This window comes from Thermovenabulum sp. (assembly GCF_049723235.1).
Taxonomy (GTDB): Bacteria; Bacillota; Thermosediminibacteria; order Thermosediminibacterales; family Thermosediminibacteraceae; genus Thermovenabulum.
This window is the reverse complement of the sequence record NZ_JBNARB010000026.1, coordinates 1-11,602: the sequence shown is the minus strand read 5'-3', so window position 1 is coordinate 11,602 and position 11,602 is coordinate 1. Positions and strand designations below refer to the sequence as shown.

Genomic DNA, 11,602 nt, shown 5'->3' with positions numbered 1-11,602 from the left:
TGGATTTTGGCCTGCTCTTCTAAGGGTTTTTAGCCTACCTATAAGGGATTGAAACCTTATAAACTCATCTGCATAAACTTTAGAACTAAAAGTTTTTAGCCTACCTATAAGGGATTGAAACCCCGTGGAATTTTCATATTATTCGCCCCCCTCTGCCTCGTTTTTAGCCTACCTATAAGGGATTGAAACAGTCCTTATATATCGGGCTCTTCCATTCGTAGCCCGATGTTTTTAGCCTACCTATAAGGGATTGAAACCGTCCCGTGCCCTTCGGCAAGTAGAGCGGACAATCTTGTTTTTAGCCTACCTATAAGGGATTGAAACTTTCTTCACATCCTGCAGAAAATCCCGAGAATTATAAGTTTTTAGCCTACCTATAAGGGATTGAAACCTAAAGTTTTTAGCTACACGGGGGGGGGATTTTGAGGTTTTTAGCCTACCTATAAGGGATTGAAACACAGGCTGGTTCATTCCCATTGCTTTTCTCTCCTTTGTTTTTAGCCTACCTATAAGGGATTGAAACTTTTGAAAATAAAGGATATAAAGTTGATTATGATAAGTTTTTAGCCTACCTATAAGGGATTGAAACCAGAAAATACAAATTATGATGACAAAAAGGAAGTGGGTTTTTAGCCTACCTATAAGGGATTGAAACTCCGCGGACAGGGAGAGAATAGGAGGTGATCAGGATGGGTTTTTAGCCTACCTATAAGGGATTGAAACTAATTTGACGAATAACTTTCTGTTTGCAGAAAGGCAGTTTTTAGCCTACCTATAAGGGATTGAAACCTGTGTCCCGTATATTTCCACCATAGCTGCCACAACGTTTTTAGCCTACCTATAAGGGATTGAAACTATGTATACAATAAGTGCAAGTATACAATAAAAAAGGTTTTTAGCCTACCTATAATTTTTTAAGCCGGCTTTTTCGTTATATGTGATCTGGCTTTGCACGGCAGTATAAGAAATTTTTTGAAAAAATTAATTATTTTTGGAAGGGAAAAACGGAAAAATGTAGAAATAAAGATAATATTTGAATAACAATTAAATAGAAAGGGGGTAAAAATTTGGGATTTCTGCACGAAGACTTTACAAAAGACGAGAAAAATTTATTTTTAGGATCAATACTGCATGATATTGGGAAATTTTACCAAAGATGTGGAGATGAAAATATAAAAGCAAAAATAAAAAGGGAATATAACACTTTGATAAAATCAGAAGGAGCTTATGGGCCCAGGCATCAGGAATGGGGAGCGTATTTTTGCAGTGAATATATAAAAATAAATGAAGTTTCAAGTGCGATAAGAAATCATCACGAGCCTTTAAATGCTTTGGAATTAATTATTGCTCTTTCTGATAAAATTTCTGCTTATGAAAGAGAAAAGAATAATGAAGATGATGGAAAAACAAAACAACTTATTTCAATTTTTTCAAATATTGAACTTGATGGATTTAAAACTGAAAAAGATTATAATGAAAAAACATATTACAAAGAAATAGAACCTGTATATCGATGTCAAAAACCTTCAGAGGTAGTATTAAGTGAAAAAGAATGTGAAAAAAGATATTCTGAATTATGGGAAGAATTTAAGGACGATTTTAAGAAAATAAAAAGTTTTGAAGATATTGCTGAACTTAATAAATTAATGTATTTGCTGGAAGAGTATACATCAAACATGCCTTCAGCTTTTTATCATTCAGTTCCGGATATTTCTTTGTGGGGGCATTTAAAATCCACTGCGGCTATTGCATTTTGCATTTATCGTGAAGAAAAAGATGAGAAAAAATTACAAGTTATTCATGAAAAAATAAAAAGGAATATTATCCCTTCTAAAGGAGAAGGAAAATATTTTTGTGTAGTAAAAGGCGACATATCGGGAATCCAAGATTTTGTTTATGATACCAAGATGGATGGTGCAACAAAAGCCTTAAGGGGCAAATCTTTTTACATTTCATATATCTCGGATTTAGCGGCAAAGTTTATATTAAAGAAAGAGAAACTACCGTTAACCAATTTGTTGTTTTCTGGCGGAGGACATTTTTATCTTTTAATGCCTTATAGTTTTAAAAATAAAGTTGATTATTATCAACAATTCTTCGATGAAATATTTTTTGAGGCACATAAAGGGAAATTGTCGGTATTGTTGGGGGCGGCTGAAGCCGATATAAATGATTTAATTACGAATTTACCGAACATAATGGATGAATCTGGAAAATTTGTGCAGGAAAGAAAAACAAAAAAGTTTTATGATCTTGTTAAAAGCAAAAAAATATTCAAAATAACCGAAGTACAAAATAAAAATATATGTCCTCACTGTGGAAGATATTATAAAACTAATGATGAATGTTCTTTTTGCGCCAGTTTCGAAGAATTGGGGGAAGACCTTATAAAGAAAAGATATTTAGTTGAAAAATTCATAACATATAAAAGCGGCGAAATTAATAGTTGTTTTGATATATTTAAAGCTTTAGGAGTAGAAATTGAACTGATCGACAGCCCTAAAAGAGGATTTTGTTATGACCTAAAAAAGGACAACCAGGATAAATTTGATTTTGAAAAAGCAGTTTACTATTTAAAAGTGCCTACATTTATGAAATTAATGCCTGATAATAAAGAAGATAAAGAAATTAAGAAAATAGTTGGCTTTGATGAGATAAGCAAAAAAGCAAAGGGTTTAAAAACCTGGGGAATACTTAGAGGAGATGTAGACAACCTGGGTAAAATTTTTAGAGACGGGTTAGGAGAGAACAAAACCATTTCAAGAGTGCTTACATTGTCTTCGGAACTTTCTCTGTTTTTTGGAAAGTATTTGGAGGATACCATTAAAAGTAAAGATGAATACGAATATTGCTATGCGATATACGCTGGAGGAGATGACTTCTTCTTTGTAGGGCCGTGGGACAGGATGCCTTATTTAGCAATGGAAATAAAGAAGCTTTTTAAAGAATATACAGGGTTTAATCCGGTTATGAATATTTCAATGGCTTTTGATATTTCACCCGATAAAAAATTTCCTCTTTACAAGGTTGCATTAGAAGCGGGAGAACATCTTGAAAAAGCAAAATCTTATGAAAGAAACGGAATAAAGAAAAATTGTTTTTCCTTTTGCGGTTATAGTATAGGATGGGAAGAAATTGATAAGTTCAAGGAATTAAAAGAGACAATAGTAAGCTCATTAGAAAAAAAGGCTCCCAGGTCTTTAATAAGTTTAATTTATAAGGTTTATGAGGACTGGGAAAAATCCAGTAAAAACGAAGAAATTTTCAAGGTTTGGAGGCTTATTTACTATATATCAAGGTTGAAACATAGGGTTAACAAAAATGTGAAAGATGAATTAGAAAAAATCCAAAATATGCTCTTAGATAAAGGAAATAAATTATATAAACATACTTATATCTCTGCAAGGTGGGCAGAGATGGAAACAAGAAAAGCAGGGGAGGGGAAATAATGCAAGACTATCGAGGGGGATATAGAGGGAGTCAAGGAAATCAAGAAGCAAATTCTTCATTGGATTTTGTAATGAAGAATATAGAAATTGCTATTAACAAAGAAAAGGATAAAAAAGGCGACATTTTTATTCAATGTGCTGAGAAATTTGGTGAAATATTGAAAAACGTAAGTTATTCCAAAATAAGAAGAGTTTACAACGAGGCAAAAAGTATTAGTAGAGAAAAATTTAGCGATGAAACTGTGTATAAGCTAAAAGTATTAAAATCTTTAATAGCATATACTGAAGGGCGATTTCCTGAATTAAAGAAAGTTGGATTTTACGAGGTGTTTTCTAGAGCTATTAATGAAGCTGAAAAAAATGAAAATAATTATTCAAGATTTTTTGATTTCTTCCAGGCAGTTATAGCCTATCACAGAGCAAAAGGTGGAAGAGAATAATTTAAATAATGGGGGTGTATAGAGTGAATAATATAAGCTATGTTTTAAAAGGTAAATATATAATAAACTTTGATATTGTTGCAAAAACAGGCTTACATATAGGCGCTTCTAACAACACTATGGATATAGGCGGAGTAGATAATGCGGTTATAAAAGATGAAAAAGGCAGACCATATATTCCCGGAAGCAGTTTAAAAGGAAAAATGAGGGCCTTAATGGAATATACGGAAGGGTTAGTAAGTCCTGAGAATCTTATTTATTCAAAAGAAAGTAAAGAAGAACCGATAAGGATTCATATGTGTGACAAATTTGACTGTGCTGTTTGCAATATTTTTGGCAGGAATCACGGTAAACATAAAAGTATCAACGGAAATGAATCAGTATATGAAAATGTAACCCCCACAAGACTTATGGTAAGAGATGCAAAACTCGACGAAAACAGTATAACTGAAGAAATGAAGGATAATATTGATATGGAATGGACTGAAGTAAAATATGAAAATAATTTAGATCGAATTACTTCGGCGGCAAACCCCAGACAAACGGAAAGGGTTCCTGCCGGGGCAAAATTCAAAGGGGAAATGGTTTTGAATGTTTTAAACGAAGAAGGAACAATGTATTTGAAAAAGCTCATTCAAGCGATGAAGCTTTTAGAAGATGATTACCTCGGCGGTCAGGGGAGCAGAGGTTACGGCAAGATAAAATTTGAGAATATAACTATTTCTTTCAGGGATAAAGGATACTATGAAGAGGGAAAAGAGGAAAAGAAACTGGTTGAAAAGGCAAAAGATTTAAGTGAAATAAAGCTATAAAAAGCGATGGTGAAAAATATGAAAAAATACAGAGTAAAATTAAAATTCAAAGGGCCTGTGCACTTTGGGTATAAAGAAAAAATGGACAATTTGTCTGAAAGCATTGTCCATTCCGATACGATTTTTAGCGGTATAATGTGCTGCTATAATCTTCTTTACGGAAAGGAAAAAGCCGATAAATTGGCTAAAAACTTTATAAATGGAGTTTATTTGTTTGAAAACTCCTCTGCTTTCATCTATGTAAATGATGATTATCTTTTGCCAAGGCCTTTGAATTTGGATTTATTCGGAGTAATAGAAGATTATAAAAAGGCAAAAAAAGTAAAATTTATCTCCGAAAGCATTTTGGAAAGATTAAGTAATCGCCGGCAAAAAGGAGGAAATGAAGAAAAAGTTTATGGATATATAAAAGGAAAATTCTTTTTAAAAGAGCCATATGAAGGAGAAATTATAGCGGAAAAGGAAAGGCCGAGAGTGGTGCTGGACAGGCTTAATTTTAACAGCAATATTTATTACGTAAGCAGTTCTTTGTTTGATGAAAATTCTGGACTCTGGTTTTATTTAAAAGTCGATACATCAATAGAAAAAGAAATACTTGCTTCAATAAGGCTTCTTGGGGATGAGGGAATAGGCGGAGAAAGAACATATGGTTTTGGTTTTTTTGAACCGGATTTCATAGAAGATAAAGAAAAAGAAAAACATTCTGAAGAATATTTACTGCTTTCCCTTTTTTATCCTGCAGAGGAAGATGATTTGGAAAATGCATTAATAAGTTATGATTTAACTGAAAGAGGGGGATATGTTTATTCAATATACCAAAGCGATATCAAGAAAAATCGAAGCAGGATGTTAACAGAAGGGAGTGTTTTTAAAAGAGAACTAAAGGGGAAGGTAGTGGATATAACACCAGAAGGATTTGAAGAACACAGAGTTTTAAAATACGGTGCAGCATTCTTGAAGCCTTTTTAAGGGGAGAGGTGTATTAAATTGAAAGGCTATGAGGTGGAGATACTTTCTCCTTTAAATATTGGAAACGGGTCAAAGAAAATGCCCTTTGAATATATTTTAAAAAATGGGCAGGTAGGTTTAATCAATGTTTATAAATTACTGGAAGATGTAAATAAAATTAATTATTTAGTGGATGGTGTGGTAAATGGTTTAAGAAGTGGCAGAATAGACTGGAAAGTGTTAAAAATTAATGTTGAAAATTATATTGATTACCGTTTGGATTATACCGGGTTTTCGCCAATAAAAGGAGAAATAACGGAATTTATTAAAACTGCTGGAAAGCCCTACATTCCCGGAAGTTCAATAAAAGGAGCTTTGAGGAGCTCTATTACCAGGGCAATGCATAATTCAATTTCAAATAATTATATTTCTTCATTAGATTTTTCTTTTAAAAACAGTTCTGTCAAAAAAGAAAGAGTGGATGATAAAGCTGAAGAAGATGTTTTTGGGAAGCCTCATAATTCCCCTTTCCGTTTTTTGAATATTGGAGATACGGAGCCCTTTAAGGTAGAGGAGATGGGGATTTTTGAAATGAAGATTTTAAATATATGTAATGGCAAGGTAAAATGGTATAAATACCAAGATAATAAAGATAATCCTAATGAAGCTGTTTCAATTTACTTGGAGGGATTAAAAAGAGGCAGTAAAAACACAGGATATATAAATATTGATAAAAGAATAAATGACGATTATATAATAAGAGAGGGCAAAATTCAAAGGGCGGAAATTATAAAAAATTTTATAAGTTTAGTTAAAAAAGACGTATCAAGTTACATTGAAAAAGAGACAAGGTTTTTTGAAAAATATAATTTGCCTGAGATTGGGAATTTTTATAAAAAATTAAAAGAAATAAATGACAAATTAAAAGAAAATGAACTAATTATACAGATTGGATTTGGAACGGGATTTAACAGTAAAACTATATCGAGCTTATTTGATGAGAAAAATAAAATAAAACTTGAAAAGTATTATAATAGGAATTTTGATAAAAATTTATTTCCAAAGACAAGAAGAATAATTTTTGAAAACGGAAAACCAAATGCTGTCCCGGGGTGGGTAAAAATAAGTTTTAAATGAAGGAAAGGTTATGTTATGCATCGGGCAAAAGTTATTTTTAAAGCAAAAGAAGGAATATATTTTGATAATTCCTATAAATTATATTTTAAAAGATTTTTTGAAAGGCACTGCCCGGAAGGATTTTACGTATTTTCGGATGTGATTCCGAGAAAAACAAAAAAAACGGAAAACGGTTTTTGGGCAATTGATAAGATTGCCTTTTATTTTTCACATTACAACCCGGAAACTCTGGTAAACTTGACTTTAAAGCTATTTGAAGAAAAAATAACAATTAATGATAATCAGGTGCTAAATATAGAAAAAACCGAATTTATTAAGCCGAAAAATGAATACAATGCGTATCTATGGTCCCCTCTGATGGTAGTAGATAATAACTTAAAACCTGTGGAATATGAAAGGGAACCGGAAAGATTTAACGAATTTTTAAGATTGAATTTAATTAATAAATATAAGAAGGTTTACGGCAATTATCCTGAAGACGATAGATTTGTTTTTGTTTTTAAAAATAATTTTGAAAAAATAATGGAAATAGATTTTGTTCTATATAAAGGAGCTTTTGAAGTATTAGGTTCTGAAGAATTATTAAAAATTGCTTATATATGCGGTCTGGGACATTTCAATGAAAACGGTTATGGTATGATTTCTGATGAGTTATATGTATGGAAACACTCCTAATTGATTAAGTTTAATACTAAATTGGAGGCATAATATGAATAAAAAAGAACTGGATGTAATTTTAATTTCATTAATTGGGAAAGGGAAAAAGGTAAAAGATAAGGCTAAGGGGTATCAAAAAACAAAATATAAATTTCCTGATGATAAAGGTACAGTAAGCGAAGAAACAGCTTTTTTTGGCAAAGAGTTGTTCAAGTATTTAAAAGAGAATCTAAAACTTAATATAAAACAATGGATAATTTTTGGCACTTCTACTTCCTGTTGGTCTGAAATGATAGAATTAGCAGGAATGGATATTGATAATGAGTTAGAAAATTTATATTACAAAGTATTTGAAGAAGAGGATAACGAAGATGGTGTAAGTAAATTTACACTTAAAGAATGGGAAGGTGCTATCGGCAAATATTTAGGGGAAAGTAGTATTCACTTTATTGATGTAGATCCTACAAAGTATTCTTCTTTTATAAACGCATTGATTGAATTAATCCCCGCAGATAAAGAATATAAAATAGTTTTTGATTTAACCCATGGGTACAGGCATATGCCTTTCGTTATTTCTTTTTCCTTAGTATATATTGCAAATTTTAAAAAGATCAAAGAAATAGATGTATATTACGGAGCTTTTGAAATGGCACCTAATAATGAAGTAAAACCAGTATTAAAAATAGATTTTATAAACGAGTTGTATTCCTTATCCACTGCCTATAATATATATGAGAAACTGGGGTATTTCCCTTTGTTTTTAGAAAATATTGGGATCAAGGATTCGGATAATGTTTATTTTAAATTAGAAATGAATAGAAGTTTAAAAAGAAATTTGCAAAAATTAATAGAGGAATTAAAGGAAAAAGAAAAAAATTTTGAGCCTTATTTAAAAGAGCCTATTAGGAAAATCCGTGAAGATTTAATGTCTTTAACGAATTTAAAATACTTAGATGAAAGAATGGTAGAAAGAGCAATTTTTTATTTTGAAAAAAAACAGTATTTAAAATCTTTAATTCTTTTATACGAAGCTATGATAATCCTTGCAGGAAGATTTTATAAAATAAGCGATTATTTAAATTATGAAGAAAGAGAAAAAATTAGGCATAAAGCAAAGTCGGAAATTTGGGGGGAAGCTCCCTGGGCTTTTTTTAATAATGAAGAAGAAGGAGAACTTTTTAATCGTCTCGAATATATAAGAAATGCTGCTGTTCATGGTTCAAATCCAAATAATAATCAAGCGTACCTTGAAGACAATGAAAAATTCCAAAATTTATTTTTTCAGTGTATTAATTTATATAATAAATTGAAAAAGAGGGTTGATTAAATATAGATGTTATTTTGACTCAATATTTTCGATTATTTCTTTTGCCTGATCTAAAAATTCTTTAAGTTTAACTTTAAGTGTTTGAGTATCAGCTGCAGAAGGCCTGAATCCGCAGTGATTTATGTCGTTTCTAATGCCTGCAATATTGTATATTAATAAAAATATTTCCTCCCCTAATTTTTCAATGAATAGTAAATCATTTTTTTCCAATTCTTTTTTAATAAATTTGTTATAAATCCCCGTAGGAATTTTCCTGTTATTTAGATCTATCATGTTCATTTTCATTTTTTCTAACACATAAGTTATTAAGCTTTCTTCCAGTATTGTTAAACCCTGTTGAATCAGGTTATTATTGCAGCAAAGCTCAACAATCTTTAAATAATTTTTTATATCATTTTCTTCGCACTCTATCGTGCTATTTAATTTTCCTATTATGTATTTGAAAGGTTTTAAAGATTTTTTTGTTGCATTTTTTTCTCCTATTTCCTTCAAATTTTTTTTAAGTTTTTTATAGCTTTTAATAAGATTAAGTCCTCTGCACAGGAGTATATTTTCGCTAAGATTTTTTATGGAATCACTTAAATTTCTCAACTCATTGTTTATTATAAAGTCATTTTTCTCTTTTACTTCTCTATTTAAGTTTTTTACGCCTCTTTTAGATAATTGGTCAAGCATACTGTAGTTTAGGGAGGTCATAAATTCTTTGACTCCTATAACCCAATCAAAAAGCTCTATAAAATTTGTAAGATTTATAATCGGCACTATTCTTTCGCTTATTGGTATTTTTTCTATTTCTCTAATACTAATACCTTTTTCCTGACAGAATGATTCAATACTACCGTAAAAAACTCCAGCTACGTGAGTATTTTTAATATATCTTGAATAATTTAATGTAATAAAAGCCAGCATAGGCAAAAACCTGAAAGAATGTGTAATGTCAAAATATATTACGTCGTCTTCTTTAATATTGTTCATTAAGATATCAAAGATTTCCCATATTTCTTCTTCTGAATTGCCGTTTGGCACATTTTTAACAGGAGTGATTTTTAAATTTATGTTATTATTTTGAATATAATTTTCTAATTGTTTTTTTAATCCGGGTTTTGAAGGGTATTTAGCATTAGCTAAGTAATTTCTTATTTCAGCCTCTTTTGTTAGAAAAATTATTATTTCATTGATGTTTGTTTCTACACTTTTATTTAATATATCGAGTATGCATATTTGTATATAATTGCTGGAAATTGAAACCTGATTGTTATAACTATAACAGCATTCTTCATAACTGCCAGTTCCTAAGAAAGTTAAAAGTTTTGCCATAATGCACCTCTTTCTAAAATTTTTTATAGTAAAATTTTAGCAAAAACAAATTTTTCTAATCAAGATATTTTTAAAAAAGGAAATTTAAAAATAAATATTGAATTAATTATATTCAAATTAAAATTTAAAGAAGGGATAATTTATGAGGCTAAAAATAAGTTTTATCTCTAAAGATCCGGTTATACTGCCTGTCCATTATAACTACATTATTCAATCCTTTATATATAACAATTTAAGTAAAGAGTTTTCGGATTTTCTGCATAATCAGGGTTTTAAGCTGGGAAGCAGGAGTTTTAAACTTTTTACTTTTTCAAGGCTTTTGGGAAAATTTGAAATGTTACCACAGCAAAAGATAAAAATATTTTCACCTTTTGATATTATAGTTTCATCACCCGTGGATAAATTTATACGGGATTTTGCCAGTTCCCTTATGAAAAACGACAATTTCAGTTTTTTAGGTCAAAGAATTGAAGTTCAAAATATATCAGTTATATCCGAATTGGATAGATTAGAAGGTAATATTGAGATATTAATAAAAATGCTGTCACCGGTAGTGGTATATAAAACTTTTATGAATGGCAGTGATAAAAAGACATATTATTTTAGTCCAGAGGAAGAGAAATTTTCAAAACTAATAAAAGAAAATTTATTAAAGAAAGCTGAATTACTTCAACTGAATAATATAGAAAATATAGATTTAAAAATTTCTCCTGTTTATGAAATGAATCAAAATTACTGTAAAATAATAAAATACAAAGGAACAGTAATTAAAGGATGGATGGGCATATATAGAATACAAACCGATACAAAATTGTTTAAGGTTGCCTATGATTCTGGTTTGGGAAGCAAAAATTCCCAGGGTTTTGGATGCTTTGAAATTGTAAAGGAGTAGTCTATGGATAATATAAATTATTCGGAAAGAAAAATGTTTTTGATAATTTCCCACGAACTTGATGAAATTCAGAAGAAACAAGCTAAAGAATTGTTCCATGTAAAATTTTTTATTAGACTTCCTGAGAAACTTCAGGAAATATGGTCTAATATTCCTCCTGAAATTGAAAATGTAGATGAATTGATAGTTGGAATAAAAGATTTTATTAAGTTGAATTCTATAAAGGGAGATGTAGTATTAGTTCAGGGAGATTATGGAGCAACATATAAAATAGTAAATTTCTGTAAAGAAAATGGTTTATTACCCGTATACGCTACAACTAAAAGAATCACCGAGGAAAAAAAGGAAGGTGATGAAATATTTATAAAACGAGTATTTAAACACGTGAGATTTAGAGAATATTAAAAAAAAGATTGTCGTCGACCTCCGATAGTGCAAAAACCCCTGGAGGTCGACGACTTTTTTGAGAATCTAAATAAAACCCTGAAATACTTGAAATTACTGAAAGTTATGCTAAAATAAAAAATGATGGGAAAAATTTAAAATAAGAATTTTAGCGAACTAAAATCCTTATTTTTTGCGGATTCCAACGTGTTTTTAGCCTACCTATAAGGGATTGAAAC

Annotated in this window: 10 protein-coding genes and 1 CRISPR repeat array; of the genes, 9 read left to right on the top strand and 1 reads right to left on the bottom strand. The window is 30.3% G+C overall.

What is annotated here, in order from left to right:
• Positions 1-25 precede the first annotated feature (25 nt).
• A CRISPR array of direct repeats spans positions 26-855; the repeat unit is 30 nt; unit sequence GTTTTTAGCCTACCTATAAGGGATTGAAAC.
• Between the two features lie 212 nt (positions 856-1,067).
• The 7 genes from cas10 to csx2 (ACPLOV_RS10535) are packed head-to-tail and all read left to right on the top strand — an operon-like array spanning position 1,068 to position 8,770.
• Entirely contained in the window at positions 1,068-3,449 is a 2,382-nt protein-coding gene (gene cas10, locus ACPLOV_RS10565; RefSeq protein WP_424909611.1) for a type III-A CRISPR-associated protein Cas10/Csm1, read from the top strand.
• Positions 3,449-3,889 (top strand): type III-A CRISPR-associated protein Csm2, encoded by a 441-nt coding sequence (gene csm2 / locus ACPLOV_RS10560; protein ID WP_424909610.1) that lies wholly within the window; start codon positions 3,449-3,451, stop codon positions 3,887-3,889. The genes cas10 and csm2 overlap by 1 nt, the downstream gene beginning before the upstream one ends.
• A 32-nt stretch (positions 3,890-3,921) precedes the next feature.
• Positions 3,922-4,701 carry a type III-A CRISPR-associated RAMP protein Csm3 gene (csm3, locus tag ACPLOV_RS10555; protein ID WP_424909612.1) on the top strand — a complete coding sequence of 260 codons (780 nt, stop codon included), beginning with the start codon at positions 3,922-3,924 and terminating at the stop codon, positions 4,699-4,701.
• Positions 4,702-4,719: 18 nt separating this feature from the next.
• On the top strand, positions 4,720-5,670 hold the full coding sequence (gene csm4 / locus ACPLOV_RS10550) for a type III-A CRISPR-associated RAMP protein Csm4 (RefSeq protein ID WP_424909609.1): 951 nt from the start codon (positions 4,720-4,722) through the stop codon (positions 5,668-5,670).
• 18 nt (positions 5,671-5,688) lie between these two features.
• The gene (gene csm5 / locus ACPLOV_RS10545) at positions 5,689-6,786 is read left to right on the top strand and encodes a type III-A CRISPR-associated RAMP protein Csm5 (protein WP_424909608.1); all 1,098 of its coding nucleotides are present in this window, start codon (positions 5,689-5,691) and stop codon (positions 6,784-6,786) included.
• Between the two features lie 15 nt (positions 6,787-6,801).
• On the top strand, positions 6,802-7,461 hold the full coding sequence (gene cas6 / locus ACPLOV_RS10540) for a CRISPR-associated endoribonuclease Cas6 (protein WP_424909607.1): 660 nt from the start codon (positions 6,802-6,804) through the stop codon (positions 7,459-7,461).
• A 34-nt stretch (positions 7,462-7,495) separates the two neighbouring features.
• The gene (csx2, locus tag ACPLOV_RS10535) at positions 7,496-8,770 is read left to right on the top strand and encodes a TIGR02221 family CRISPR-associated protein (protein WP_424909606.1); all 1,275 of its coding nucleotides are present in this window, start codon (positions 7,496-7,498) and stop codon (positions 8,768-8,770) included.
• Positions 8,771-8,779: 9 nt separating this feature from the next.
• On the opposite strand, the gene csx2 (ACPLOV_RS10530) is transcribed toward csx2 (ACPLOV_RS10535), so the two are convergent.
• Positions 8,780-10,087: a TIGR02221 family CRISPR-associated protein gene (csx2, locus tag ACPLOV_RS10530; RefSeq protein WP_424909605.1), complete on the bottom strand. Its 1,308-nt coding sequence runs from the start codon at positions 10,085-10,087 to the stop codon at positions 8,780-8,782.
• Between the two features lie 142 nt (positions 10,088-10,229).
• Here csx2 (ACPLOV_RS10530) and cas6 (ACPLOV_RS10525) point away from each other — a divergent pair, with 142 nt between their 5' ends.
• The gene (cas6, locus tag ACPLOV_RS10525; protein ID WP_424911141.1) at positions 10,230-10,979 is read left to right on the top strand and encodes a CRISPR-associated endoribonuclease Cas6; all 750 of its coding nucleotides are present in this window, start codon (positions 10,230-10,232) and stop codon (positions 10,977-10,979) included.
• A gap of 3 nt (positions 10,980-10,982) precedes the next feature.
• Positions 10,983-11,384 (top strand): CRISPR-associated protein Csx20, encoded by a 402-nt coding sequence (gene csx20 / locus ACPLOV_RS10520; protein ID WP_424911140.1) that lies wholly within the window; start codon positions 10,983-10,985, stop codon positions 11,382-11,384.
• Positions 11,385-11,602: the final 218 nt, after the last annotated feature.

Excerpts from the sequence above, each read along its gene's own strand:
- cas6 (WP_424909607.1), top strand. The coding sequence starts at position 6,802 with ATGCATCGGGCAAAAGTTATTTTTAAAGCAAAAGAAGGAATATATTTT.
- csm2 (WP_424909610.1), top strand. The coding sequence starts at position 3,449 with ATGCAAGACTATCGAGGGGGATATAGAGGGAGTCAAGGAAATCAAGAA.
- csm4 (WP_424909609.1), top strand. The coding sequence starts at position 4,720 with ATGAAAAAATACAGAGTAAAATTAAAATTCAAAGGGCCTGTGCACTTT.
- csx2 (WP_424909605.1), bottom strand. The coding sequence starts at position 10,087 with ATGGCAAAACTTTTAACTTTCTTAGGAACTGGCAGTTATGAAGAATGC.
- csx20 (WP_424911140.1), top strand. The coding sequence starts at position 10,983 with ATGGATAATATAAATTATTCGGAAAGAAAAATGTTTTTGATAATTTCC.
- cas6 (WP_424911141.1), top strand. The coding sequence starts at position 10,230 with ATGAGGCTAAAAATAAGTTTTATCTCTAAAGATCCGGTTATACTGCCT.
- csx2 (WP_424909606.1), top strand. The coding sequence starts at position 7,496 with ATGAATAAAAAAGAACTGGATGTAATTTTAATTTCATTAATTGGGAAA.